General features: G+C 31.3%; 24 protein-coding genes. 14 read left to right on the top strand and 10 right to left on the bottom strand.

The annotated features are described in order from the left end of the window. Positions 1-5: 5 nt before the first annotated feature. From AC2GW8_RS11680 to AC2GW8_RS11665, 4 genes are read right to left on the bottom strand one after another with little or no spacing between them, the layout of a single operon-like run. On the bottom strand, positions 6-443 hold the full coding sequence (locus AC2GW8_RS11680) for a TPM domain-containing protein (protein WP_440880048.1): 438 nt from the start codon (positions 441-443) through the stop codon (positions 6-8). A gap of 5 nt (positions 444-448) precedes the next feature. Further along, a complete protein-coding gene (locus AC2GW8_RS11675) occupies positions 449-1,033 on the bottom strand; it encodes a LemA family protein (protein ID WP_440880047.1) in 585 nt (194 codons plus the stop codon). 20 nt (positions 1,034-1,053) lie between these two features. Next, positions 1,054-1,383, bottom strand: coding sequence for a MerR family transcriptional regulator (locus AC2GW8_RS11670; RefSeq protein WP_440880046.1), 330 nt, complete (start codon positions 1,381-1,383; stop codon positions 1,054-1,056). Positions 1,384-1,387: 4 nt separating this feature from the next. Continuing rightward, the gene (locus AC2GW8_RS11665; protein WP_440880045.1) at positions 1,388-2,356 is read right to left on the bottom strand and encodes a M23 family metallopeptidase; all 969 of its coding nucleotides are present in this window, start codon (positions 2,354-2,356) and stop codon (positions 1,388-1,390) included. A gap of 156 nt (positions 2,357-2,512) precedes the next feature. Between AC2GW8_RS11665 and alaS the strand changes: the two genes are divergently transcribed. Both alaS and AC2GW8_RS11655 read left to right on the top strand, forming a co-directional pair. Beyond that, positions 2,513-5,125 (top strand): alanine--tRNA ligase, encoded by a 2,613-nt coding sequence (gene alaS, locus AC2GW8_RS11660; protein ID WP_440882216.1) that lies wholly within the window; start codon positions 2,513-2,515, stop codon positions 5,123-5,125. A gap of 101 nt (positions 5,126-5,226) precedes the next feature. Beyond that, a complete protein-coding gene (locus tag AC2GW8_RS11655) occupies positions 5,227-6,177 on the top strand; it encodes a GSCFA domain-containing protein (protein WP_440880044.1) in 951 nt (316 codons plus the stop codon). Between the two features lie 246 nt (positions 6,178-6,423). On the opposite strand, the gene AC2GW8_RS11650 is transcribed toward AC2GW8_RS11655, so the two are convergent. Next, the gene (locus AC2GW8_RS11650; protein ID WP_440880043.1) at positions 6,424-6,699 is read right to left on the bottom strand and encodes a rhodanese-like domain-containing protein; all 276 of its coding nucleotides are present in this window, start codon (positions 6,697-6,699) and stop codon (positions 6,424-6,426) included. Between the two features lie 34 nt (positions 6,700-6,733). Continuing rightward, on the bottom strand, positions 6,734-8,488 hold the full coding sequence (locus AC2GW8_RS11645; RefSeq protein ID WP_440880042.1) for an aromatic amino acid hydroxylase: 1,755 nt from the start codon (positions 8,486-8,488) through the stop codon (positions 6,734-6,736). Positions 8,489-8,904: 416 nt separating this feature from the next. On the opposite strand from AC2GW8_RS11645, the gene gpmI reads away from it, so the two are divergent. The 6 genes from gpmI (at position 8,905) to AC2GW8_RS11615 (ending at position 14,758) form a co-directional block, all read left to right on the top strand. Further along, complete coding sequence (gene gpmI, locus AC2GW8_RS11640; RefSeq protein WP_440880041.1) at positions 8,905-10,422, top strand: 2,3-bisphosphoglycerate-independent phosphoglycerate mutase; 1,518 nt, start codon at positions 8,905-8,907, stop codon at positions 10,420-10,422. A 17-nt stretch (positions 10,423-10,439) separates the two neighbouring features. Further along, a complete protein-coding gene (locus AC2GW8_RS11635; RefSeq protein WP_440880040.1) occupies positions 10,440-10,970 on the top strand; it encodes a TlpA family protein disulfide reductase in 531 nt (176 codons plus the stop codon). A gap of 30 nt (positions 10,971-11,000) precedes the next feature. Beyond that, a complete protein-coding gene (gene map / locus AC2GW8_RS11630; protein WP_440880039.1) occupies positions 11,001-11,819 on the top strand; it encodes a type I methionyl aminopeptidase in 819 nt (272 codons plus the stop codon). A gap of 1 nt (position 11,820) precedes the next feature. After that, positions 11,821-12,591: a class I SAM-dependent methyltransferase gene (locus AC2GW8_RS11625; RefSeq protein ID WP_440880038.1), complete on the top strand. Its 771-nt coding sequence runs from the start codon at positions 11,821-11,823 to the stop codon at positions 12,589-12,591. A gap of 210 nt (positions 12,592-12,801) precedes the next feature. Beyond that, positions 12,802-13,479, top strand: a complete 678-nt coding sequence (locus tag AC2GW8_RS11620) for an HAD family hydrolase (protein ID WP_440880037.1) — start codon at positions 12,802-12,804, stop codon at positions 13,477-13,479. 502 nt (positions 13,480-13,981) lie between these two features. Further along, on the top strand, positions 13,982-14,758 hold the full coding sequence (locus tag AC2GW8_RS11615; protein ID WP_440880036.1) for a nuclear transport factor 2 family protein: 777 nt from the start codon (positions 13,982-13,984) through the stop codon (positions 14,756-14,758). On the opposite strand, the gene AC2GW8_RS11610 is transcribed toward AC2GW8_RS11615, so the two are convergent. From AC2GW8_RS11610 to AC2GW8_RS11595, 4 genes are all read right to left on the bottom strand, one after another. Continuing rightward, the gene (locus tag AC2GW8_RS11610) at positions 14,726-16,201 is read right to left on the bottom strand and encodes an FAD-binding protein (RefSeq protein WP_440880035.1); all 1,476 of its coding nucleotides are present in this window, start codon (positions 16,199-16,201) and stop codon (positions 14,726-14,728) included. The two genes, AC2GW8_RS11615 and AC2GW8_RS11610, sit on opposite strands and share 33 nt — an antisense overlap. Continuing rightward, entirely contained in the window at positions 16,201-17,037 is an 837-nt protein-coding gene (locus AC2GW8_RS11605; protein ID WP_440880034.1) for a TauD/TfdA dioxygenase family protein, read from the bottom strand. The genes AC2GW8_RS11610 and AC2GW8_RS11605 overlap by 1 nt, the downstream gene beginning before the upstream one ends. Before the next feature lie 47 nt (positions 17,038-17,084). Next, positions 17,085-18,086, bottom strand: coding sequence for an L-tyrosine/L-tryptophan isonitrile synthase family protein (locus tag AC2GW8_RS11600; protein ID WP_440880033.1), 1,002 nt, complete (start codon positions 18,084-18,086; stop codon positions 17,085-17,087). A gap of 592 nt (positions 18,087-18,678) precedes the next feature. Continuing rightward, entirely contained in the window at positions 18,679-19,608 is a 930-nt protein-coding gene (locus AC2GW8_RS11595) for an FAD:protein FMN transferase (RefSeq protein ID WP_440880032.1), read from the bottom strand. Between the two features lie 185 nt (positions 19,609-19,793). Here AC2GW8_RS11595 and AC2GW8_RS11590 point away from each other — a divergent pair, with 185 nt between their 5' ends. From AC2GW8_RS11590 to rpsB, 6 genes are all read left to right on the top strand, one after another. Continuing rightward, entirely contained in the window at positions 19,794-20,642 is an 849-nt protein-coding gene (locus tag AC2GW8_RS11590; RefSeq protein WP_440880031.1) for an OmpA/MotB family protein, read from the top strand. Between the two features lie 918 nt (positions 20,643-21,560). Continuing rightward, a complete protein-coding gene (locus AC2GW8_RS11585) occupies positions 21,561-21,710 on the top strand; it encodes a hypothetical protein (protein WP_440880030.1) in 150 nt (49 codons plus the stop codon). 1,724 nt (positions 21,711-23,434) lie between these two features. Next, entirely contained in the window at positions 23,435-24,232 is a 798-nt protein-coding gene (locus AC2GW8_RS11580; RefSeq protein ID WP_440880029.1) for a lectin OAA family protein, read from the top strand. Between the two features lie 482 nt (positions 24,233-24,714). Beyond that, on the top strand, positions 24,715-25,170 hold the full coding sequence (rplM, locus tag AC2GW8_RS11575; RefSeq protein ID WP_440880028.1) for a 50S ribosomal protein L13: 456 nt from the start codon (positions 24,715-24,717) through the stop codon (positions 25,168-25,170). Continuing rightward, the gene (gene rpsI / locus AC2GW8_RS11570; protein WP_440880027.1) at positions 25,170-25,556 is read left to right on the top strand and encodes a 30S ribosomal protein S9; all 387 of its coding nucleotides are present in this window, start codon (positions 25,170-25,172) and stop codon (positions 25,554-25,556) included. The genes rplM and rpsI overlap by 1 nt, the downstream gene beginning before the upstream one ends. Before the next feature lie 122 nt (positions 25,557-25,678). Next, on the top strand, positions 25,679-26,431 hold the full coding sequence (gene rpsB / locus AC2GW8_RS11565) for a 30S ribosomal protein S2 (RefSeq protein ID WP_440882215.1): 753 nt from the start codon (positions 25,679-25,681) through the stop codon (positions 26,429-26,431). Positions 26,432-26,499: the final 68 nt, after the last annotated feature.

Genomic DNA, 26,499 nt, shown 5'->3' with positions numbered 1-26,499 from the left:
TTTTTTTAAGCTTTAGATATTTCATTTGATAACTCATCTACATCATCAATTTTTCTTGGAAAGTAGTTTTTTAACTCTTCGCCTGCTTTTAGAACTCCATCAATAATTCCTTGTTTAAAATTTCCTTGTTTAAAATTTTCTTGTACCGATTCTTTAGTAGCATTCCAAAAGTTTGGATGAACAACTTTATTAATTCCTTTATCACCATAGACGACGAACTTTCGATCTTCAACAGCCACATAAAATAAAACACCGTTACGTTCACTTGTTTTATACATATCTAAACTTTGAAAGACTTCCTGAACCCTTAAATAATGAGATAATTTTGTAGTTTTCTCAATATGTACTCTTATTTCTCCTGAAGTATTTCGTTCTGCTTCCTTTATGGCTTGTACAATTTCTTTTTCTTCTTTTGCTGAAAGGAAATTTTCAACTTTTGACATGAACCTTAAAATTTAAAGTCTACGTTTGGTGCTTTTTCAGCTCCTGAATCAGACTTATATCTAGGCATTTGATCAAAACCAAAAACACCAGCTAGTACTACTCCTGGAAACTTATCTATTTTAGTGTCATATTTATTCACCTCATCATTATATCTATCTCTTGCAACGTTAATTCGATTTTCCGTTCCTTCCAATTGACTTTGTAATTCTAAGAAGTTTTGATTTGCTTTCAATTCTGGATAGCGCTCTACTGACACCAATAACTTAGATAAAGCACCAGTTAAACCTTGTTGCGCTTGTTGGAACTGTGCTATCTTATCAGGAGTAATATCTCCAGCATTAATCGTTGTCTGAGTTGCTTTTGCTCTAGCATTTACCACTTCTGTTAAGGTAGATTTTTCAAAATCTGCAGCCCCTTGAACAGTTTTCACTAAGTTCCCTATTAAATCATTTCTTCTTTGATAAGAACTTTCTACTTTGGACCAAGCTGTTTCTGCATTATTTCTTAGACCTACTATTGAGTTGTAACCCGATACAGACCACAAAACGAAAATTACTCCAATAACAATAGGTAACATCCATTTTTTCATGATAATTTGATTTTTTGTGCTTACAATTGATTTTTTATTTTTATCAACTCCGCTTTCACTGATTCTAATCTACTAATAATTTCGTAATTGTTTACTACTTTATCTGGATTTTTCTTTAGCTTTTGTTTTGCCCCATCCAATGTGAACCCTCTCTCTTTCACTAAATTAAAGATCAATTTAAAATTTTCAATATCTTCTTTAGTAAATAATCTATTTCCTTTTTCATTTTTTTTTGGCTTTATAATATCAAACTCTTTTTCCCAAAAACGAATTAGAGATGTATTAACACCAAAAGCCTTCGCTACCTCTCCGATTTTAAAATACCTTTTATTTGGCAGGTCTACATGCATTCTTTTAGTCAAATGATTGTCCTTTCTGTTGAGATGCTTTTTGCATAGCAATAAACTCCTCGGGAGATAAATCTCCATAGTAATAGTAAATAGGGTTTACAGGTCTATTATTTTTATGTACTTCGTAGTGCAGATGAGGAGCTGCAGATCTTCCTGTATTTCCTACATAACCTATTAGGTCACCTCTGTTAACTCTTTGACCTCGTTTTGCAATGATTTTACTCATGTGTGCGTATATGGTTTTATAGCCATAGCCATGTTCTATGTAAACCACATTCCCAAAAGAAGCACTTCTCGCAGCTCTTATAACTTTTCCATTTCCTGATGCGTAAATAGGAGTCCCAGTGGGAGCGGTAAAATCCATACCGTTGTGCATCCTCCAAGATTTAAGTATTGGATGTAAACGCATACCAAACCCAGAAGCCATTCTTTTCAAATCTTCATTTTTTAAAGGTTGAATAGCTGGTATTGAAGCTAACATCTTTTCCTTTTCCTTTGCTAAAGCAACAATCTCATCTAAAGATTTTGATTGAACTACCATTTGTTTAGATAAAACATCTAGCTCTTTTGTAGCATTTTTAATCATATTACTATTTTCGAAACCATCTAAATGTTTATACCTATTAACACCACCAAAACCAGCTTTTCTTTGCTCTTCCGCTATTGGTGTTGCTTCAAAGTAAGTTCTATATATATTATTGTCTCTAGTTTGTAATTCAGTTAATATCTGAGAGCTTTCTTCCATTCTTTTTGATAAAAGTTCATAGTGCAATTTTAAATTTTCAAGCTCTCTTTTCTGAGATCGCTCTTTGGGTGTTAACAGAAACTGACTGAAACCTATGAATCCTAAGAAAGCTATCAAAAAAAAACCTGAGACAACTAAAAAAGCTTGCTTATACTTTTCACTAGTTCTCTTTTCTATTTTTCTGTAAGATAGAGTATCTGGATCATAATAATATTTTACTTTCGCCATAATGGTAAATATACTATTTTTGTGCTCTTTAACGAACAACATTTTTATTAGGTTATCAAATCGTAGCAGCCAAATTTACAAAATGTTTTAAAACTCTATTTTTTTTCGAGTTTTTTTTTAGACAAAGATTAACAATTTTATGATATGGGTAGTGGTATGAAATCACAAGAAATAAGGACTAAATTTTTAGATTTTTTTAAGTCAAAACAACACGATATAGTTCCTTCAGCACCAATGGTACTAAAAAACGATCCTACTTTGATGTTCACGAACTCAGGGATGGCACCGTTTAAAGAATTTTTTTTAGGTAACGCCACCCCAAAAAACAACAGAATATCTGACTCTCAAAAATGTTTACGTGTTTCTGGAAAACATAATGATCTAGAAGAAGTTGGGTATGACACCTACCACCATACCATGTTTGAAATGCTTGGAAATTGGAGTTTTGGTGATTATTTTAAAAAAGAAGCTATTAGCTGGGCATGGGAACTTCTTACTGAAATTTATAAAATTGACAAAAACATTTTATACGTCACTATTTTTGAAGGAGATGAAAAAGATGGTACGAAGATGGATCAAGAAGCCTATGATTTTTGGAAAGCTATTATTCCTGAAGATCGAATTTTAATGGGTAATAAAAAAGATAATTTTTGGGAAATGGGAGAACAAGGTCCTTGTGGTCCATGCTCAGAAATCCATGTAGATATCAGATCTGAAGAAGAGAAATCTAAAGTTGATGGAAAATCATTGATTAACGAAGATCACCCTCAAGTTGTTGAAATTTGGAATCTAGTTTTTATGCAATACAATCGTAAAGCTGATGGTTCTCTTGAAGAACTTCCTTCAAAGCATATTGATACAGGAATGGGCTTTGAGCGTTTGTGTATGGTATTACAAAATGTTCAATCTAATTACGACACTGATGTGTTTACTCCTTTAATTAGAGAAATAGAAACTATTACTGATGTTTCTTATGGCAAAGATGAAAAGGTTGATGTAGCAATTCGTGTGATTGCAGATCATGTTAGAGCCGTTTCTTTTGCCATTGCTGATGGGCAGTTACCAAGTAATACCGGAGCTGGATATGTTATCAGAAGAATTTTAAGAAGAGCCATTCGCTATGGATTTACTTTTTTAAATCAAAAAGAAGCTTTCATATACAAATTAGTGGAAACGTTATCCCATCAAATGGGGGATGCTTTTCCTGAAATTAAAAAGCAGAATACTTTAATTCATAATGTAATTAAGGAAGAAGAGCAGTCGTTCTTGAGAACTTTAGACCAAGGATTGTTGTTATTAGATAGAGTTATTGAAACCACTGAAGGCAAAACTATTTCAGGTAAAAAAGCATTTGAACTATACGACACCTTTGGGTTTCCTTCAGACTTGACAGAGTTGATTGCTAGAGAAAAAGGGTTTCTTGTTGATCTTAAAGACTTTAATACCGAGTTAAAAAAACAAAAAGATCGTTCTAGAGCTGCTTCAGCTAGTGAAACTGGAGATTGGATTGTTTTAATAGAAGATGATATCGAAGAATTTATAGGTTATGATACCTTGACATCAAACATAAAGATTACTCGCTACAGAAAAGTCACAACTAAAAAAGATGGAGATCAATATCAATTGGTATTCAATTTAACTCCTTTTTATCCAGAAGGAGGAGGGCAGGTAGGAGATAGAGGCGCCTTAGAAGCACCTAATGGGGATGTTATCTATATTACTGATACTAAAAAAGAAAATAATGTAATTATTCATTTCACTAAAAACCTACCAAAAAATCTACATGAAACCTTTAAAGCAGTAGTAAACGATGAATATAGAAAATTATCTGCTAGCAACCATTCAGCAACACATTTACTACATCAAGCTTTGCGTGCTATTCTAGGAGATCATGTCGAACAAAAAGGTTCGTTAGTAAATCCTAAATACTTACGTTTTGACTTCTCTCATTTTTCTAAGATTGATAGCGATCAATTACAAGAAATTGAAGAGTTTGTAAATGCTCGTATTCGTGAAAACCTTTCTTTAGAAGAAAAAAGAAGTATTCCAATGGAGCAGGCTGTTGAAGAAGGTGCTATTGCTTTATTCGGTGAAAAGTACGGAGACTGTGTTCGCACGATTCGCTTCGGAAAATCAATGGAATTATGTGGTGGAACACACGTGCAACAAACTGGTGATATTTGGTACTTTAAAGTAAAATCGGAAGGTGCTGTTGCTGCAGGCATTAGAAGAATCGAAGCAATTACCAATATTGCAGTTGGAGATTATTTCGAAGATGTAGAACGCACCTACAACAATATAAAGCAACAATTAAAAAACCCAAAAGATGTTGTAAAGTCAATTAGTTCTTTACAGGATGAAAACACCAAACTTAAAAAGCAAATTGAACAGCTTTTAAAAGACAAAGCGAAAAATATAAAAGGTGATATTAAAAATCAATTGAAAGAAGTTAATGGTGTACAATTTTTGGCAACTCAAGTTGACCTAGACTCCAATGGAATCAAAACTTTATCTTTTGAATTGGGTGGTGAAATAGACAACTTATTCTTGTTATTTGCTACAACTCCATCAAAAGAAAAAGCTATGTTAACCTGCTATATTTCTAAAGATTTGGCTAACGATCGTGGTTATGACGCTGGTAAAGTTGTAAGGGAACTAGGAAAATTAATTCACGGTGGTGGTGGTGGTCAAAACTTTTTTGCAACAGCAGGAGGTAAAAATCCTGGAGGAATTCCTAAGGTATTAGAAAAAGCAGTTGAGTACCTATAAAAAAATTCAATTTAAATATAAAAAAGGCTCAGAGGATTATTTCTTTGAACCTTTTTTATATTTAAATTACAGTTTAAGTTACATTATCAGGTTTTACAAATATGATTCTTCAAACGCAAATACCTCTAAAACAGCAGCAATACAATACAATTAATTATCAATCAAAATTATTATTACTGGGTTCATGTTTCTCTGAGAACATAGGTAATAAACTTTTTTATTATAAGTTTCAGGTGGTTCAAAACCCTTTTGGAATTTTATTTCAACCCAAAGCTATTGAAAAGCTAATACTGAATTCAATTAATGGAAAGCAATACAAAAAAAATGAACTCTTTTTTCAAAACGGACAATGGCATTCCTTTGATGCACATTCTAAATTGAGCTCTCTATCCCAACAAAAACTCATCAAAAACTTAAACAAGTCTATCTCTATAACCAATAAAGCCTTGACAGATGCTTCTCATATCATCATTACCCTTGGCACATCATGGGTATATCGATTTATTGAGAACAATCAAATCGTAGCAAATTGTCATAAGGTTCCTCAGAAAAAATTTTTAAAGGAAATTTTGTCAATACATAATATTATTGAAAGTTTAAATGCGTTAATTTCTTTAATAAGATCTGTAAAGTCTGATACAACTATCATTTTTACTGTTTCACCTGTTAGACACCTAAAAGATGGTTTCATAGAAAATCAACGAAGTAAATCGCATCTCATCGCTGCTATTCATGAAGTGATCAATGCAAAAAAGAATCTTTATTATTTTCCTTCTTACGAAATAATGATGGATGAACTTCGAGATTATCGTTTCTATAAAGAAGACATGATTCACCCAACTCCTGTTTCAGTCGATTATATTTGGAATTATTTCAAAAATGTATGGATCTCAAACGAAACTAAAGGAACCATGAAAGAAGTAGAAAGCATTCAAAAAGGGTTAGACCACAAGCCATTTAACATTAATTCTGAGCAACATCAAGCTTTTCTTGATAAGTTATCTCTTAAAATGAAAAAATTAAAACAGCGTCTCCCTTTTATTGAGTTTTAAGGAGCTAATTTTAATACAATTTATTATAATGAAATTTTCTTTTTACCTTAAAGAAAAGTAATACAAAAGACAATCAAACAAACAACTTTTCAAAAGATTTTTGTGATATAAACATTAACCCAGAAATGGAGTTATATCTCTACAAGAGATCTTAAATTTAATTGTACTAATCAATTTTAAAAAAATAATTAATAAAAAAAGTCGTCTGAATATATCTTGACGACCTTATTTTTATGTTACCGAATATTATAGATGCTTATCAACATTCTGCCAAGGACCTCCGTTAATGACATCAATTCCTTGGGTACTTAAAAACTCAGTAGCTTGACCACTCCTTCCTCCACTTCTACACACAGCAATTACTGGTTTATCCCAAGACTTAATTTCTTCTACATGCTCAGGAATCGTATTTAAAACGATATGTTTAGCTCCTTCTGAATGTCCTTCATTCCATTCTTGAATTGTTCTAACATCTAAAACAACCGCTCCTTTTTCTATATATTGTTTAATTTCGTTACTCATATTTTTATTTATAAACAAGTTAAGTAACCTCATATCAATTCACTTCAACGTCGATTAATTTCAAACCGTTTTCAATTAATACTTGGTGTTCTTTATTATTTTTTAGTCTTTCAAGATAAGAAAGAATATTGTACTTAATTTCCAAATTATTTTTTACTGCTAATTCTAAAAGTTCTATTGGTAAAAGCCAATCATTTTTGAAATCCGAAATAAGTTTCAATAAAATTCTTTCAATATCACTTTCTACAACTTTATCTTCGCTTCGCATATCTCTCACTTTCTGATATAGAGAATAAAGCTCTAGGTCTGACTTTGAATAATCTATTTTATGAGTCTTAGTTTCGGAAACCTGACCTAAATTTTCAAAAGAACATGGATCAGCTGGGCCCGCAAATGCAGAAACTACTTCAACTCCTATCGCCATGTCATAAATTCCCCAATCAGGATGAAATAAAACTACATCATGATATGTCACTTTACAATTTTTAAAGGAAATTAATAAAATTTTACCTTTCAGATCTCTTGTTCCTGTAATTACCTCTCCCTCAACTTTAATTCCACCATCAAAATCGAGTGTTACTTTTTTACCTTCATAAATACCATAGGCTTCCAAATCACGTGGACTCATATTTTCAATAGGAATATTAATTCCCTTCAACTTTCCTATGGGGCTTCCAAATCCTTCGGAGTGATAATTAATACTATGCCCAATCAACTCTTTATCTCTGTTAGATAAGGCTGTAGGTCCTTTTGTTTGTATGTACAAAGGATGGTTATGTTCATTTGAAATAATATTGGTAAAAACTCCTGAAATTTGTATCCCTGTACTTAATTCAATAGTTCCTAAATTTTTTGAATCAATTAATTTCTTGATCCCTTCATAGCCTCCACTTCGAACCCCCATTTTATTTGCAAACTGTTCCAATACTAGACTAAGATTAGCAAAGTCTGGTGTAACAAATAGCTGTGGTTGTGGCTTAGTAATATCAAAACTTACTTCTGCTGCCTCAATACTATAAAAACGCTTTTTGACTTCTTCCTGTAAACACCATTTACTTTCCCCTATTGAGGACAACAAACCTGCTCCATAAATTTTAGGATTCTGTAATGTTCCTATTAAACCATATTCTACTGTCCACCAATGTAAATTACGAATCTTGGCCATTTCAGAAAGTTCTCCCAAGTTATTTTGCAACCACTCTACCTTTTCATTGGCTTCATTGACTTCCTTAGGTTTTGAATTGGGATTTTCTTTTAAAATAGATAAAAGACGAATGGCTTCATACATTTCGTAATCTTTCGAAGATGAAATCGCTTTTGATCCTATTTCTCCAAATCTTCTAAGATATTCGGCATATTCAGGGTTTGCTATGATAGGAGCATGTCCTGCTGCTTCATGAATTATGTCAGGGGCTGGCGTATACGCTATATGATTGATAGTCCTCATATCAGAAGCTATAACCAAAACATTATAAGCTTGAAATTCCATAAAAGCATTTGGAGGTATAAAACCATCAACAGAAACGGCTGCCCAGCCAATTTCTTTTAGAATTCGATTCATTCCTTCCATGTGAGGAATCTTATCAAGTGAAATTCCTGTTTTTTCAAGCCCTTTTAAATAGGATCCGTGAGCCACCTTACTCAAATAATCTACATTCATCCTCATTACATACCTCCAAACAGACTGATTTTGAGCAGTATATTCATGATACGGCTGTTTAACAACGAATTTATGTAAATGCTTAGGCAACCTCTTGGTTACTTCATTTAATTCAAAGTGAGTGTTCATAAGATAACCATTGAAAGTAAGCAAAGTTAAGTTTTTTTATGTATCTCAAAAAATTGAGACTTATGAAAAACTTTATTATTTAAATTTAATTAAACAAGAACAAGCTGGACCTAATAGGTAAAATCGTTCTAAGAATACCTCTTGATTAACAATAAATAAAGGTGATCGAGCGTATTTAATAACGAAAAAAGTAAATATTATTCAGACATAATTAGAGGTTTGTTTATAGGCTAGTAAAATATATTTATTTAAAACAAACAATATCTTTGTTTTTTCAACCACTTACTTGATTATTTTTCATCGTAATTTTAACTTGTGTCTCTTTTCTTATTCGCTTTAGAATCTCAAATTGGATTTGGTATTTTTTTATACTTGACCAAAAATCTTTATTACTTTTACCAATCAATTAAGTCGAAATGAATAAAAAAGTTATCTTAATGATTCTTGATGGCTGGGGAATTACTCAAGATCCTAAAGTTTCTGCCATCTACAATGCTAAAACACCTTTTATAAATTCACTATATGAAAAATTTCCGAATGCAGAACTGAGAACTGATGGGGAACATGTAGGGCTTCCTGAAGGACAAATGGGAAATTCTGAGGTTGGTCACATGAATTTAGGTGCTGGTAGAATTGTTTATCAAAACCTAGCTAAAATAAATAAAGCTGTTTTCGAAGGAACTTTAGCCAAAGAACAAGAATTAGTTAATGCTTTTGAATATGCCAAAACAAATGATAAAAATGTTCATTTTATTGGGCTTGTTTCTGATGGAGGAATTCACTCACATATCAGTCACCTAAAAGAATTAATTTCAGCCGCAAATGACGCTAGTTTAAAAAATGTATTTCTACATGCCTTTACAGACGGGCGTGATTGTGATCCTAAATCTGGAAAGTTTTTCATCAAATCTATCGTAGATCACATGAACCAAACCACTGGTAAATTAGCCTCAGTAACGGGACGTTATTACGCCATGGATCGTGACAAGCGCTGGGAAAGAATTCAGTTGGCATATAATGCACTTGTAAAAGGTGAAGGCTCAATGTCGAAAAATGCTGAAGAATGTATTCAAGCTAGTTACAATGAAGGAGTAACTGATGAGTTCATTAAACCTATCATAATGGTTGATGAAAATGGACAACCATTAGCTGTCATTCAAAATGATGATGTTGTAGTGTTCTTTAACTTCAGAACAGATAGAGGTCGACAGTTAACACAAGCGTTAAATCAGGAGAATCTTTTAGATCATAGCATGAAAAAATTACCTTTATACTTCGTTACGTTGACTCGTTATGACGATACGTTTAAAGGTATAAAAGTAGTTTACGATAATAGTAATATTAAAAACACTCTTGGAGAAGTTCTTGAAAAAGCTGGTAAAACCCAGATAAGAATAGCAGAAACTGAAAAATACCCACATGTTACTTTCTTTTTTTCTGGTGGACGAGAAAAAGAATTCAAAGGAGAAACAAGATTGTTATGCCCTTCCCCAAAAGTAGCTACCTATGATTTAAAACCTGAAATGAGCGCTTTTGATATCAAAGATGCTATTATTCCTGAATTAAAAAAAGGGATTGTTGATTTTGTATGTCTAAACTTTGCTAATGGTGACATGGTTGGACATACTGGAAATTTTAAAGCAGCAGTTAATGCATGTGAAGTAGTAGATCAATGTGTAAATGAAGTTATCTCAAATGCTTTGAAAAATGATTACACTACTATTTTGATTGCAGATCATGGAAATTGTGAAACAATGATAAACCCAGATGGAACACCACATACAGCACATACGACAAACCCTGTTCCATTTATAGTAATTGACAACGAAATAACCTCAATTAAAAATGGCATTTTAGGTGATATTGCTCCGACAATACTTCATTTACTTGGTATAGAAAAGCCTACAGAAATGTCACAACACTCGTTAATCTAAAGCAAATTATAATCCAAATGAAAAAACTTCTACTTACCCTAAGCTATTTTATGCTAACTTGTTGTGCTTCTACAACTAATTTTTACGCTAAAAAAAATAAAGATGGTGATTTAATTGGTATTGTGACTAAAAACCACTTTGAACAAGAACCTTATTCGAGTGAATGGTATAATGACTTCTATTCTTATTATGAGATTGATAAATCAATTCTGAATAGCTTGAAAGATGCTTTAAAGGAAATTACTATCATTGGCTTTGTTGGAACTTGGTGCGGCGATAGCCAAAGAGAAATACCTAATTTTTACAAACTCCTTGACGGAGCTAATTACGATTACAAAAAATTAAAACTAATAGCTGTTGATAAAAATAAGCAAGCAAAAGGTTTAGAAAAAAATTATGATATAATACGAGTTCCAACCTTTATCTTCTACAAAAACGGCAAAGAAATAGGAAGATTTGTAGAACATCCTATTGATGAATCTACAATTGAAAAAGATATATTAACAATTATTTCTGGTAATCTCTATAAGCATCCATATCAAAAATAAGCGTAAATTTGTATTACAATAATATTATCGATGATTAAACCAAAAACTAGAGAAGAGATAGAAATTATGCGTGAAAGCGCTTTAATAGTTTCAAAAACATTGGGAATGCTTGCCCATGAAGTAAAACCAGGTGTAACAACTCTTCATCTTGATAAGCTTGCTGAAGACTTCATTAGAGAACAAGGTGCTATTCCTGGTTTTTTAGGTTTGTATGACTTCCCGAACACACTCTGTATGAGCCCTAATTCTCAAGTAGTCCATGGAATTCCCAATAATACACCTCTAAAAGAGGGAGATATAATCTCAATCGATTGTGGAGCTTTAAAAAACAACTTCTATGGTGATCATGCATACACATTTGCTGTAGGAGAAGTTACTCCTGAAACACAAAAATTACTTGATGTAACAAAGGAAAGTTTATATGTTGGTATACGGGAATTTAAGGCCGGTAATAGAGTTGGTGATGTAGGACATGCAATCCAAAGTTTTACCGAAAAACATGGATATGGAGTCGTAAGAGAACTCGTTGGGCATGGGTTAGGAAAAAAAATGCATGAAGACCCGGAAATGCCAAACTACGGAAGAAGAGGTAGAGGCAAAAAATTTGTTGAAGGAATGGTCGTTGCCATAGAACCTATGACTAATTTAGGAACACACAAAATAAAACAACATAAAGACGGTTGGACAATTACAACGCTTGACAATAAACCAAGTGCTCATTATGAGCATAATATTGCTATTGTTGATGGAAAACCCGAATTACTTTCAACATTTAAATACATATACAAAGCCTTAGGTATCTCTAGTACTGAAGAAGATGAATTTAGAAAACAACCTTTAGTTCTTTAGAGTGTCAATTTTTAAAACTATTCTCAACACCATACCTAGGCCACTTTTAATTAAAGTAAGCTACTGGGTACGCCCAATAATTGCTTGGTGGCTGAAGGGAGATAACTTTACTGACCCTATTGATGGTAGATCTTTTAAAAAATTTCTTCCTTATGGTTATGAAGCTCAAAGAGAAAATGCCCTTTCCCCGTCTACGTTATCATTGGAAAGACACAGACTTCTTTGGTTATATTTAAAAAATGAAACTGACTTTTTCTCCTGTAAAAAAAGATTAAAGGTATTACATATTGCTCCTGAACAATGTTTTTTAGATGTTTTCAAGAAACAAAAAAATCTTAATTATATTACATCAGACTTGGAATCTCCGATTGCGGATGTTAAGGCAGACATTTGTAATTTACCTTTTAAAAATGAAGAATTTGACGTTGTTTTTTGTAATCATGTTTTAGAACACATTCCTGACGATACAAAAGCTATGGAAGAATTGTATCGCGTTTTAAAAAATAATGGATTAGGAATCTTTCAAATACCCCAAGATATAAATAGAGAAATTACTTTCGAAGATGATTCAATAACCGATCCAGAAGAAAGAACTAAAGTTTTCGGGCAATATGACCATGTTCGTGTATATGGTCTGGACTATTTTGATAAACTTAGATCAATCGGTTTTAAAGTAAAAGAAGTCCATTATGCGAAAAAAATGAAACCTGAACTTGTAAAGAAGTATGCACTTGCTCCTAATGAAATCCTACCCGTTTGTTATAAATATTAAAATATCAGGAAATATAAATACTTTTAAAATAAGCCTGAAAAAACTTTCTTTAAAATTAAGTTTATGTTCTTGTCTTAGTTGTCTTGGAATTAAAAATAAAAAGTCACTCCCCTTACCTCAAAGATAATTTAATTGAAATTAAAAAGCTACTAGACAATTATTTTCAACTAATTAAGTTTTCATAACAGAAAACCAATAATATAACTCTCAATGAGCATCGAAAAAGTATATAAAGGGGTTGTTTTTGACCTTGATGGAACCTTATTAAACACTATAGAAACGTATAGCAATATCATGAATGAGCTTCTCTCAAGAAAAAAATTTCCGCTACATGAAACTTCCTTATACAATACTTTTATAGGTAATGGAGCAAAAAACTTTATTAGATTGTCACTTCCTGAAGAGAAAAGGCAAGAAACCGTAATCAATAGCATGCTTCATGATTTTCACAAAATATATGAAGAAACATACAATAAGCATTCTAGAAGCTATGAAGGAATTACATCACTTTTGCTAAAACTACAAGCTTCGGAAATTAAACTTGGTATACTTTCAAATAAACTACACCATTTAACTATAAAATGTGCAGATTATTTTTTCCCTAAAATTAAATTCGAAAAAGTTCTAGGGCAATCAGAACAATATAAAAAACCGAACCCTGAAGGATTACTAGATATATCAAAGTCTTTAAATCTGGATTCTAAAGACATTCTTTTTGTGGGAGATACAGAAGTTGATATAAAAACTGCTCAAAATGCAAAAACACATTGCGCTGCTGTTACCTGGGGATATAGAACAAGAGATACATTAGCACTTTTAAAACCTGATTATATTATTGAATCCCCAGAAAACCTATTAAAAATAATTCGTGAGCCAAAACTGTTCTAATATCTCGAAATTTCAGTAGTAGAAATTCATTGTAACCTTTATTTTATTAACCTTTTTATTTTATTAACAATGGGGAGTCTAAAACTTCTTTTTATTTAATCTCTTACTTGTTAAGAGTTGTTTTTTATTCTCACCTAAATGGAACTCTTTATCTCCTTTTAGTAAACTACCTGTTGTTGCCCCAGCTTTTTTGTAAGACCTATCCCTTGATAGGGTATCTAACTTTTTGACTTCATTAGCAACTAATTTTTTCTCAAAATGATCACCTAGCGATTACTTCTTTTAATGAAAAATCTGTATTGATTATTTTTTAATAATCGTAAAACTACAATAGTAAAATATCTTATTGATTTAGTGTTTTAAGAAACTACTCATATCAACTATCCGTCAACCACATAAATACAAAATAACATTTCTTAAAGCTTCTAACAAAAACCTTGTTAAAAACTTAATATTTCATTAAAATTGCAAAATAAATACTAAAAAAATAACCCTTCATCAAATGAATAATAAAATTAATGCAAAAAAATATCACGAAGCAGTAAGCTCATATGATGAGTCAACAATATCAAGAATGGTTTGTGAAAACTATATTCAACATAATTTAAAGGTTCCAACAGGGAGAGCTGCTTTTATTGCCATGATTCCGAAGTTAAAAAAACATGGAAGTAAAATTGAAAATATTCGTATGCTTCAGGATGGCAAACATATTATTATGCATCATAAATGGTCGAATGCTCTTCCTTTTGGATTTAACGAGACAGCAGCTTTTCATATTATACGTTTTGACAACGATAATCTTATTTCAGAGCACTGGAATGTTATGACCAACTTAGGCAAGCCCAATACTTCTGGCAGGACATTAATAGACGGTAAAAAAGAAATAAAAGATACTGAAAAAACAGAAGAAAATAAATCTATTATAAAAGAGTTAATCAAAAATTATATAACTCTTGACAAATCTGGTATAGTAAAAATTATACCTTTATTTTTCGAAAAAAATTTTCATCAACACAATGAAAATTTTTCCGATGGGATTGAAAATATAATTGAAAATATAATCGAAGAGACAAAATTCCCTCATTATCAAGAGCAACATGCTGTTTTCGGTGAAGGAAATTTCATATTATCAATAAGTGAAGGGATTTACTTGAAGAAAAATTCAGCGCTATACGATCTATTTATGCTTGAAGAAGGAAAAATAGTTGCTCAATGGAATATTTATCAAGAAATCCCTACTGAGAACTTAGCTAACCAAAATACTATGTTCGACTTTTGAATATTTTCGAACACATGATTTCAATAGTAAGGCAGCTTCACTAGCTTTACCTGCTGATTCAATATATGAATCTGGCCTAACGATAATAACCTGATTTTCATATTGGTCGTAATCGGTCCAATAGGCTTCTTTTAGATTTTCTGAATGAATTTGAATAAAGTTTACATAAGTTGGCATCACAAGATCAACTGAATCATTACCAAAATAAAGCATTGTAAACTTAGTATAATCTAAAAGTGTATATAATCTTTTAACTTCACTTCCTTTGTTTACTTTAAAATCATGGATTCTTGTTCCTTCAATGCCATGCTCTCCATATCGAATTCCCATCCCTGTAATATTACCAGCTTTTCGTTCAACAATCTTCACATAATCTTTTGCATGAGTTCCTGTATCAGAATATTTTGTTGAGCGAACTAACTCTCCAGAACTCTCTATTACACTTAATGCTACAGGCTTTCTCTCATCCTCATAAGATTGAATTAACGACTTGTCAGTTCCGTAATTTTTAATCATATTTAATTTCCAAATTAAATTAAATGCATCGGAAAGCCCTGTATTTAAGCCTTGTCCTCCATTAACAGAATGAATATGACATGCATCTCCAGCGAGTATAACACGATTATCGATTAGAAATTTTTCAGATACTGATTCTTTTACTGAAAATTGAGAAAACCAAACTAATTCCTTAATTTTAATAGTATGAGGTGCCATTGCAATATTAATTCTTTCCATCGCTTCTTCAATCGTAAAATCTTTTCTATCCATTCGGATATAAAATCGATCAATATTACCTTCTCTTGGAATCCAGGCAACATCAGATGTTTCTGCTTGAAAAACAATAATTTCAGGAACTCGTGTGAAACTAGTTTCGAATACAGCATCAATTACTGCCCAAACAATCTGAGGCCTTGTTATTTCAAAAGGGATATTAAAATGATTCCTAACAAATGATCTTGAGCCATCTGAACCAATCACATAATCAGACTCAATAACATCCCCATTTTCAAGTGTACTAACACAACCTTTATCTGTAACAACTATATCTTTTACAACTGTCTGTCGAAGTACAGGAGCATCAATAGCCGTTAGTTTTTGATCAAGTGATTGCTCAATAAATGCTTGACCTAACATTAAAAAATGTTTATGGAAACATCCCTCAAGAGCGTCCCACCAACCTGATTGTCTGGACACAAACTCTCCTTTCTCCCAAATAGAACTTGTGTTACAAGGCAAGCCGAGAGGATATATATCCTCAAATAAATCTGCTACTTCCAATAACTGTAAAGTTCGTCCATTTAGAGCATCTGCTCTTCCAACCTCTAAAGGAGCTTCAGATTTATCGATAATAATTGTTTTTAAACCTGATTTTTCTGCTAAATATGCTGATAACAGACCTACTGGGCCAGCTCCAATAATAAATATATCTGTTTTTTGTTTCATTATTTTGTATGTATTAAATGAGGATTGTTTAAAGGCTTTTTATCTAGTAACTGTACTCTCCGAATATGTCTTGGGGCATCTTTTGTAAAAGGTTCTCGACCATGCAATAAAGTATGGTTATCAGAGAATACAATATCTCCTGTTTGCCATTGATGAGTATACATATTCTCCGGAGAGTATAAAACATCATTAAGTTTTGATATAAAACTCTTAATTTCTTCTTTTGGAATACCTTCGATCTCAAATCCAGGATGGTTTACAAAAGAACTATCATTACTATTAGGGGGTTGACAATAACGAATAACCTTATACCCTCTCTCATGATGTTCAGTCAAAATTGGTGCTACCGTTTTGCTATCGTAATATTCCATCTTTCTGGAATAAGTACAACTAATCTTGCTAAGATATTCAATAAAACTGTCCGATTGTTTTTCTAACACTCTCTTTGTATTTACGAAAGTAGTTCCTCCTTTGTTATTAACTCCAGGAGCCTGAACACAATGGAACACCTGTGTAGCAGGAACTTGCTCTCTATACATTCCATCCCAGTGTAAAGGAATATAACTGTTATCAAAAATATGATCTTTAGGTTTTTCATGAACAATAAGCTCTAAAACTTTTCCAAAAGGCCATAAACTAATTTCTCCATGCTTTTCGCAGTACTCAGAGAACTCTTCAGCATTACTAAAACTTTTAAAACCTCTAAAAGCAATCAAATGCTCTTCAGAAAGTTTCTTTTTTATATGATCGATGTCAATATCAAATATACTACCTTCTCCATTTAGAGGTTCAATTATCAAACCAAACGGATACAACTTTTTAATTTTAAAATTCATATTTTAACTTTTTTAGCTATTTAATTGATCTTTCAAAATACTTGCATTTATTCAACAAGCTCAAAATGGCTTGGTCGGCCATTTTCATCACTTACTAACACTGTGTTTAATTTTTTCGCTTCTTTATGCTTCATTAGCATATAACTGTTACCACTTTTAACAGCTACACCATGCCATGGTGTCATCCATGTTTCAGTCCCAAGAAGCTGAATACCAATCTTCTTAGAACCACATATTTGAGGATGTATAGACAACCTAATAGCATCAGGAAATTCCTCCGCTATTAAATCTGTCCAAGCATTACTCCGAATAATTGCTTGATAAGCTTTTATTTTACACTCTTTTTGAATAGATGTTTTGGATTTTACTTGACTTGGATGCATTGAATCTTCTACTAGGAACCTTGTAAGCCCGCAATACATTCGATGTGCCTCTTTATCTGAAGGAACATCTGAGTCATTCCCTCCTCGTTTGACTTTATTTTTAAGTTCATCTAAACTCTGACCATATTTTTCCAATAAAACTTCTCTTGCATAATCAAAACTTACTTCTTTGAAAACATCATCTAAATTAAAAGTAGAAATAGCCGTTAATTCTGATTCCTTAATAATATGCTCTATTTCTGCTTGGTAATTTGTTATATTCTCCTCTGTTATACCCACCACATCACTAAATACCCGGCCATCTGAACAAATGATAACTCTTGCTCCTGGAGGATAAATGCTTTTAATTTCTTCACATAAATTATTTAAAAATTTAAGCGCTTGTTTCTCTGCCATATCAGGAAGTGAACCTAGTACTTTAGAAGGATTAGGAGATTTACCAGGAAAAGCAGGCAATACAAAACTAATAGCTTGTTTACTTTTAACAGCCCTGATAACTTTATTCAAGTGAGGAGCATGACATTTATTACAATCTGTAGGGCACTTATGCCCCCCAGAATCTACCATTCTCCTAAACTTCATTACTTTTATTAGGATAGCTCTTGCTATGTTAGTTATTTGACTTGAGTGATTTAGTGTTTTAAGTTCTTTATTTAAAACTTTCATAAAACGAATATTAAAGGGTTATTTATTTTTGATTTTTGAATGTTGATACCCTACCGTCACTTTTTAAGTAACAGAATAAAGCTTTCATTATGTAAAAAGAAATACCATTAATGTACAAGAAGAGAATGCATCTCGATTCTAAACATTAAACGATCTATTAAAAATTGAATACGTTAATTGGAAGAAGAAAATTTAATAATATTTAAATTGAAACTATTTGAAGCCTAATACTACGTATTTTGTGTTCATTTTTCGGGTTCATCATTTTGGAGTTTTAAGGGTTAATTTATGATGTAATCAAATAGGGAGTTTCTATTTATACAACTTCTAAGCCCAAAACTAAAAGTTCTTTTTAAAAATTATTTATGAAAAAACACTTTATAGTTATTAATTTAAGAACATTCACTAATTTTAATATTTATTTATGAAATAAAAAGAGGAATTAATAAGAATACAGCAAATAAAAATATTTTTTTCTCTTGCAATAAAGCACATATATCTTCATTCTTCATAACAGCCAGGAATAACTGGCTAACCATTGAATAAAATCAAATAGACAATTCATTTTATAGAATAACTCTCCACAAGCATATTAATTAGCGTATTCAACTAGCTCGTTATTTTTATTATTGTAAAGCAACACAACTTTTAATTCGGGATGTAATTTTAAAAAGTTCTTTGTTTTATCCAACCCCATAGCAAGAAATGCTGTAGCATAAGCATCAGCATTAGCGCAATCACCTTTAACTCTTACTGAAACACTTAGCAAATTACTTTCAACAGCAAGCCCTGTTTTTGTATTGATAGTATGAACTATTTTCTCTCCTTTTTCATTAATTTTAAATTTCCTGTAGTTACCTGATGTTGCCATAGACTCATTATTAAGTTCAATTATTCTTTGGAATGATCTAGTGCCATCTATATTTGGCTTTTCAATGCCAACTTTCCACCCCGCACCATACTTTTTTCCTCTTGCCCTAATTTCTCCACCTATTTCAATCAAATAATTAAATATTTTTTTGCTTTCCAAAAACCTTCCAACAACATCAACTCCAAATCCTTTCGCTAAGGCATTCACATTAAACTCCATATCATCATTTTCACGATAGACTCTTCCATCTTTTAACCTTACTTTATCAAACCCTACTCCGTCCATTAATACAGCTAGCTCTTCTTTTGAAAGACTTCTTTTCTCATTACCTGAACCAAACCCATAAGCATCTACGATTTTCCCAATAGTTGGATCAAAATAACCATCAGTTTGTTCATATATTTTCTTCGCCTTATCGAATACTTCAATAAATAATTCATCAACTACAACCGTAGTATCACCTTTGTTTATTTTTGAAATATCAGAATCAGCTTTATATGTAGACAAAGATTTATTAAATCTTTTAAATAGACTATCAATCGATTTTTGGTAACTACTTTCATCAAGATATTTTATGTAGTATGTAGTTCCAAAGACAGCTCCTTTTAGAACTGTAAAATCTTTTTCATCGAGCTCGTCACTTTTTTTCATCTTACAAGATGTAAGAAGTAAAACAATAAAAGTTGTTAGTATTAAAAGAAGCTTTCGCATTGATTCACTTTTTTCATCAAAAATAACATTTTGTTGTTTCTTAAAAGATTGTTAATTGTCTTTTTTGTCTATTCATTTTTATAAATTTGTTTAATCAATTTATATTTTTGAATAAATCACTTAAAATGAAAAGAATAATCATATTGTCAATAGCTACATCTTTATTAGTTTCTTGTGCTTCTACAAAAGAACTAGAAGCTACTAAGGCAGCTCATGAAAAAACAAAAGAAGAGCTATTGGCCACTAAAACAAACTTAACAAAATGCCTTGTAGAAAAAGAAAGGTTTCAGGAGAAGTCTGCTATCCTACAAACGACCGTTGACGATTTAAGAAAAGACAAAAAAGAAACTCTAAAACAAGTAGGAGATTTAACAGTACTTACTCAAGGTGCCAATGATAACATTAAAGAAACATTATCTCAATTAAGTAAAAAAGATAAATACATAAACAAAATAAGAGCGGCTGCATCAAAAAAAGATTCTCTTAATCTAGCTGTTGCTTTTCATCTCAAAAAAGAATTACAAGAAGGAATTGATGATCAGGACATTGAAGTTAATGTAGAAAAAACGGTAGTTTTCATATCAATCTCTGATAAATTACTATTCAAAAGTGGAAGTTACACTATTAACGAAAAAGCCTCTAAAGTACTAGAAAAGGTAGCTACTGTAGTTAATGGTCAACCAGAGATGGATGTGATGATTGAAGGACATACTGATAATACTCCTGTTGGTAAAAAATCGAGCATAAAAGATAACTGGGATTTAAGTGTAAAAAGATCAACGGCTATTGTAAGAGAATTGCAAAATAAGTACAAAGTTGTACCTAGTAGATTAATTGCAGCAGGAAGAAGTAGCTACACACCACTAGTTGAAAATAATAGTCCTACTAATAGAGCAATCAATAGACGTACAAAAATTATTATATTACCAAGATTAAACCAGTTTTTTGATTTATTAGATCAAAAAGTAGAATAGTATTGAAGAATCGCTTACACACTAATAAAGAACTACTTAACCAAGTAGTTCTTTGCTTTTAAAAAATAATTTCCTCAATATTCAAACTTGCAAAGACCTTTACTTTAATAATAACTCTCTTATCCTAATAGCAAGTATTGTACTTTACAATCAATCTCTAAATACAATAACACCATCTCTTTCAAATTTTATTAATGTTCTCAGTATCGGTTTCTTTTTAACGCAGGAGTTATTTACTATACCCTAAGACTCTTACGTTATATATTTACTAATAATACCTTCAAAATACTACGGCAGTAAACTTAATAAAAATACAACCGAACTAATTTATGGGTTTTTGTTATCCATTTTTTATATTTTCTTTTCAGAAAAAAACCTTTTTGGCAAGAATATCATAGAATATATTGCTTTATTGCTGTCGACCATCTATTATACAAGTATAAAATTGCTCAAAATATTCATGAATCATACCCATTACCACTACTGATAGGATGTATTCTAAGAATTCTATTTTTGAGTATAAAATATGCTACAAAAACGAATACGTATACATTGAATTCCAATAGTAAAATCTCGTTAACACAAAAACTCCCTATTGCTTTTTTATTTTTAGTCTTTTTCTCTCATTTCATTTAAATACCAAAAAGACTGATGCAAAATTCTTTCAGAATATTAATGTAAATGAAATTGCAAAATCGGGATTGTACTCGTTTTTTGCTACTTGTAAAAGTAACGAACTAAATTACCACGACTTTTATAAAACTATCTCAAAAAAAGGCTAACTCAATATTGAAAAATAAATATGAAACCAATCAAAATGTATTAATTGATATCCAATGGTATAAAAAGTAAAAAAGAGGGATCGAAAAAAAACTTAATAGCATTTTTATTAGACTTAAAAGTCTAAATGCTCTATTTATGACAACCTTTGGTAATGATCAAAACTGGAAACCTATCCTAAATTCCTTAGCTAAGGAATCGATTTTCTTTTCCAATTTATATGCTACAGGAACAAGAACAATAAGAGGCTTAGAAGCTATAAGCCTTTCAATATCTTCTATTCTATGAAAGAGTAAAGTTATTTTTCTTTTAATTTTCTATAATCAAGTAAGACCTTACAATAAAGCCCTTAAAACTGGTGTAATCTTTATTTTACCGATTGATATTTTTTGTATTCAAGTAACATAATGAATAAAATTTGACACCTATTGTGACACCTACATATAATTAATTTATTTCTATTTTATTGAAATTGATCACTATGAGTTTCATCTTGAAAAGTAATAAAGCTGAAAAACCTACACTAATTTATTTCAAATATTTTGTATCAAAGAAAGAAGAAAGACTGGTTTATTCTAAAAAAAAATACTACCCGAAGATTGGGACAAAGAAACTCAAATACCATTAATCAAAAGAGGACGAATAATATCATCGAGAGAAGTAATTATAAACCCAGAAAGTACTCAAAATGAAGGAAATTACACCTATACTTTCACAAAAGAAAACTTTGAAGAATCCGGCTTAGCAGGAACACACTATCAAAGATTTTACCAGATAATATTAACTGCCGGAAATAAACATTACACAAAAAAATTATAAGAACACGTTAAAAAATTAAAAATAATGAAAAAACTGTTTTCTTTATTACTAAACATAATAAATACATAAAATATGCTTCATCTCATTTTTAAATTATTTATAACGCCTCGCGAGTATGGGGCGTTTTAATGCAGTTTAGGTGTTGTTGTGCATAGTGTTTTTTGTTTTTTGATCAGTTTTATAATCAGAAATGGAATTCCAAGTCCAATAAATATATTGTTGTGTACAATTCAAAAGGTTCAGTTACTATGTATTGCGGCTCTAAAGGATTTTCAGGTTTTCCAATGAATGTTAAAATAAATAGTCCGATTTCAAACATTATGATCACAGAAAATAAAATGGTCGCAATATCCATTATTAATTTGGCTAACTTAAACTCAGTTCTCGTTAAGTTATGTAGCATTCCGAATATGGGAATCGTCGATAAAATAAGATAGTCAAAACGAGTACTTGAGAATACAACAAAAATCTGTTACAGGAAGTAAGTTATTTAAAATTCCAACCATAATTCTAACTCCAAAATCATAATAAAGACCAATAAAGACCAACAGACTAATTCCGAAAATCATATATTTATATTCTTTGATATTTTATTCAATATGTTCCGTTTTTGCAGTTGGTTTACATCAAGCACAACTAGCGGATATAATATTAATTCAAAACACCTAAAACCCCATAAAAATAATAAGCTCATACCGTTTAAAAGACACTTTTTTCCGAATACAAACACTTACAAACGAATAAAAATATTTATTTCTCTTACCATAATTATGTCAAAGAACTTTTTTCGTTTTTAAAGTATCGGAGAACCTACTATTTAATTCGTTTATTAAATCTTGGGCATAAAAAACATTTCTTAAAAGATGCCATGTAGTGAGTGTTTTTTTAAGTAATATCGTGCTTCATTTTTACCTTACAATAACATCTGAACTAAAGCTTTAAACTCATCAATTTCTTTCTATTGCTTTTCTAAAGCACTAAATTACTTTTCTTAAATTAACATCTTTAATAGAGCTAACTAATTTAAAAACAAACAACTAACAAGTAGATATAAACGATCCTATTCAGTGTTAAATTATTTTAGAAATACCTTTGTTTTTCTTGTTAATTGTATTTAGCTTTATTATGTAATAAACTTAAGATCTGTTTATTACAGATATTTTATATAAATAATTAACCAAAAATAGTTAAAAATGTCTATTTATCAAGTTCAAAACAAATGGGGAGATTCTCCATTGCAACAAGGTGGAATCTTTGTTTTAGGTTCAAGAAGTAATCAAGATTTAGTGGATATCAATATCAATTCAACTGATGGTGGTAAAACTCTTACTGGAACTATAACCTACAAAGGTGAAGGTCCTATTGGATTTAAAGGGGTACAAGTCATAGGAAATAATTACAAGGTAGAGTATGAATGGTCTAATACTTGGAACGATGGTGGAAATTGGGTTATTGGAGCCAGAGATGGTCAAAATGTAGTAGCATTAAAAGTAAGTGCTGTAGAAAATACCAAAGATTTAAAAGGAGAAGTTACTTATGAAGGAGAAGGACCTATTGTTTTCCAAGGTAAGGAAACTGCAGGTAGCGCTTATGAGGTACAAAATCAATGGGGAGGACCAAATTCCCCATGGAATCCTGGAGGTGTTTTTGTTTTAGGCTCACGTGATAAGCAACAACCAATTGCGTTAGATATAAAGTCTAATGACGAGGGTCAAACTTTTACTGGTACAATGACTTATGAAGGAGAAGGACCAATTGATTTGGAAGCTACATTCGTTATGGGTAATGTTTACAGTGTGCAAAATAAATGGGGTGGTCCTTGGCATTCAACTGGATACTTCATTATTGGAGCTAGAGAAAATCAAAGAGCGGTAGAGTTAAAAGTTTCTTCTGAAAATGAAGGACAAACTCTTACTGGAAAAATGACTTATAAAGGAGAAGGTCCTATTGAGGTTACTGCATCAACTGTTGATAAGTTAACAACAGTATAATTAATCTAATTGTACGTTAAGGACTGTCTGAAAAGATTTCTTTTCAGACAGTTTATATATTTTTAATAAGGGACAATTTTTATCGGTAATTTTATAAAGTTCGTCAGTGGCTAGTCGTTAGTCAAAAAAAAGTTCATACTATTAATTTTACATATATCCGTTTGATAGAAGCAAATGATGAGAGGTCTCTAATAGTAAACCATAAAAAAATAGGTTTTTAAAGTTATATGAATTACTTCTTTTAGAAACATTAAAAAAACATTCAAATTATTATTGAGACGACAAAAACAACAAGCTTATGATAAAAGAAACTGAATTTGATTTACTTGATAAACTATAACTTACTATCATTCAGCTTTTGACATATTTAAAAACAATGATTTAAAAATCAAGCAACTGTTTGTTAATAACATAATTAATCGTACCTTTGCAGACCTTTTTTAAGGTAAAAAAAATCATTAACAAAAACTAATCGTGTAAATATGGACACATTAAGTTACAAAACAGTATCAGCTAATAAAGCTACCGTTAATAAAGAGTGGGTTTTAGTTGATGCGGACGGGCAAACATTGGGTCGTCTAGCTTCTAAAGTTGCAAAACTTATTAGAGGTAAGTACAAACCAAATTTCACTCCTCATGTTGACTGTGGAGACAACGTTGTTATTATCAACGCTGAAAAAATCAATTTAACAGGTAAAAAGTGGACTGATAAATCTTATATCCGTCATACTGGATATCCAGGAGGACAAAGATCGCTTACTGCCACAGAACTTTTTGAAAAGGATCCTACGAGAATTATCGAAAAAGCAGTAAAAGGAATGTTACCTAAAAATAAACTAGGTAGCGCGTTATTCAGAAATTTATATGTTTATGCAGGTTCAGAGCACAAGCAAGATGCTCAAAACCCAAAAGCAATTAACCTTAACGATCTTAAATAATGGAAACTGTACACAAAATAGGTAGAAGAAAAACAGCGGTAGCTCGTGTTTATGTTTCACAAGGAAGTGGAAATATTACCGTAAACAAAAGAGAGTTTAAAAACTACTTCACTACTCCAACTTTACAATATAAAGTTCAGCAGCCTTTAATGTTGACTGAGAACTTAGAATCTTTCGATGTAAAAGTAAATGTCTATGGCGGTGGTGTTACTGGTCAGGCTGAGGCTATTCGTTTAGCAATAACAAGAGCTCTAGTAGCTATAAACGAAGAAAATAAAGCAGTATTAAAACCAGAAGGACTATTGACTCGTGATCCAAGAATGGTTGAGCGTAAGAAATTTGGTCAGAAAAAAGCACGTAAGAAATTCCAGTTCTCTAAACGTTAATCGTTTATTAGAACTGTTACTTTCAAAATTATATTTTTTTATTAACAGTTTAGTATCTAAATATTTCAGACGTAAAAACTACTGAAATATTGCGAAAACAGAACGTAAACACATTTATTAAAATGGTAAACATTCAAGAATTATTAGAGAGTGGCGTACACTTTGGTCACTTAACTAGAAAGTGGGATCCTAACATGGCTCCTTATATTTATACAGAAAGAAATGGTGTTCACATCATCGATCTGTATAAAACTTCAGCAAAGATTGATGAAGCTTCTAAAGCCTTACAAAAGATAGCTAATTCGGGTCGCAAAATTTTATTTGTTGCAACCAAAAAACAAGCTAAAGATATTGTAGCTGAAAAAGCTAAATCGGTAAATATGCCTTACATTACTGAGCGTTGGCCAGGGGGTATGTTAACTAATTTCGTTACAATTAGGAAAGCTGTAAAAAAAATGGCTTCTATCGACAGGATGAAGCAAGACGGATCTTTTGATGCACTTTCAAAAAGGGAAAAACTACAAATTAACCGTCAACGTGAAAAGTTAGAAAAAAACTTAGGTTCTATTGCCGATATGACTCGTTTACCGGGTGCTCTTTTTGTAATTGATATCAAAAAAGAACATATTGCTGTAGCTGAGGCGCAAAAATTAAATATTCCTATTTTTGCAATGGTAGATACCAACTCTGATCCAAGACCAATTGACTTTGTAATTCCTTCTAATGATGACGCATCTAAGTCTATAGATAAAGTTTTATCTTACGTTACCGATGCAATCGCTGAAGGATTATCTGAAAGAAAAGCGGATAAAGAAAAAGCTAAGGCAGAAAAAGAAGCTAATACGGAAGAAGCAACTACTGAAGAAGCTAAATAAAATAATCATCATTTAAAGGTTTCGAAACATTGAAACCTTTATTTTTTTTAACTTTGATCTTAACAAAA

This window comes from Tenacibaculum profundi (genome assembly GCF_057162725.1).
The sequence above is the reverse complement of the archived record's forward strand: the minus strand, read 5'-3'. Positions and strand labels throughout refer to the sequence as shown.

Excerpts from the sequence above, each read along its gene's own strand:
- AC2GW8_RS11645 (WP_440880042.1), bottom strand. The coding sequence starts at position 8,488 with ATGAACACTCACTTTGAATTAAATGAAGTAACCAAGAGGTTGCCTAAG.
- AC2GW8_RS11605 (WP_440880034.1), bottom strand. The coding sequence starts at position 17,037 with ATGAATTTTAAAATTAAAAAGTTGTATCCGTTTGGTTTGATAATTGAA.
- AC2GW8_RS11620 (WP_440880037.1), top strand. The coding sequence starts at position 12,802 with ATGAGCATCGAAAAAGTATATAAAGGGGTTGTTTTTGACCTTGATGGA.
- AC2GW8_RS11580 (WP_440880029.1), top strand. The coding sequence starts at position 23,435 with ATGTCTATTTATCAAGTTCAAAACAAATGGGGAGATTCTCCATTGCAA.
- map (WP_440880039.1), top strand. The coding sequence starts at position 11,001 with ATGATTAAACCAAAAACTAGAGAAGAGATAGAAATTATGCGTGAAAGC.
- AC2GW8_RS11635 (WP_440880040.1), top strand. The coding sequence starts at position 10,440 with ATGAAAAAACTTCTACTTACCCTAAGCTATTTTATGCTAACTTGTTGT.
- AC2GW8_RS11590 (WP_440880031.1), top strand. The coding sequence starts at position 19,794 with ATGAAAAGAATAATCATATTGTCAATAGCTACATCTTTATTAGTTTCT.
- rpsI (WP_440880027.1), top strand. The coding sequence starts at position 25,170 with ATGGAAACTGTACACAAAATAGGTAGAAGAAAAACAGCGGTAGCTCGT.
- gpmI (WP_440880041.1), top strand. The coding sequence starts at position 8,905 with ATGAATAAAAAAGTTATCTTAATGATTCTTGATGGCTGGGGAATTACT.
- rplM (WP_440880028.1), top strand. The coding sequence starts at position 24,715 with ATGGACACATTAAGTTACAAAACAGTATCAGCTAATAAAGCTACCGTT.
- AC2GW8_RS11680 (WP_440880048.1), bottom strand. The coding sequence starts at position 443 with ATGTCAAAAGTTGAAAATTTCCTTTCAGCAAAAGAAGAAAAAGAAATT.
- alaS (WP_440882216.1), top strand. The coding sequence starts at position 2,513 with ATGAAATCACAAGAAATAAGGACTAAATTTTTAGATTTTTTTAAGTCA.
- AC2GW8_RS11610 (WP_440880035.1), bottom strand. The coding sequence starts at position 16,201 with ATGAAACAAAAAACAGATATATTTATTATTGGAGCTGGCCCAGTAGGT.
- AC2GW8_RS11670 (WP_440880046.1), bottom strand. The coding sequence starts at position 1,383 with ATGCATGTAGACCTGCCAAATAAAAGGTATTTTAAAATCGGAGAGGTA.
- AC2GW8_RS11655 (WP_440880044.1), top strand. The coding sequence starts at position 5,227 with ATGATTCTTCAAACGCAAATACCTCTAAAACAGCAGCAATACAATACA.
- AC2GW8_RS11585 (WP_440880030.1), top strand. The coding sequence starts at position 21,561 with ATGACAACCTTTGGTAATGATCAAAACTGGAAACCTATCCTAAATTCC.
- AC2GW8_RS11665 (WP_440880045.1), bottom strand. The coding sequence starts at position 2,356 with ATGGCGAAAGTAAAATATTATTATGATCCAGATACTCTATCTTACAGA.
- AC2GW8_RS11595 (WP_440880032.1), bottom strand. The coding sequence starts at position 19,608 with ATGAAAAAAAGTGACGAGCTCGATGAAAAAGATTTTACAGTTCTAAAA.
- AC2GW8_RS11600 (WP_440880033.1), bottom strand. The coding sequence starts at position 18,086 with ATGAAAGTTTTAAATAAAGAACTTAAAACACTAAATCACTCAAGTCAA.
- rpsB (WP_440882215.1), top strand. The coding sequence starts at position 25,679 with ATGGTAAACATTCAAGAATTATTAGAGAGTGGCGTACACTTTGGTCAC.
- AC2GW8_RS11650 (WP_440880043.1), bottom strand. The coding sequence starts at position 6,699 with ATGAGTAACGAAATTAAACAATATATAGAAAAAGGAGCGGTTGTTTTA.
- AC2GW8_RS11675 (WP_440880047.1), bottom strand. The coding sequence starts at position 1,033 with ATGAAAAAATGGATGTTACCTATTGTTATTGGAGTAATTTTCGTTTTG.
- AC2GW8_RS11615 (WP_440880036.1), top strand. The coding sequence starts at position 13,982 with ATGAATAATAAAATTAATGCAAAAAAATATCACGAAGCAGTAAGCTCA.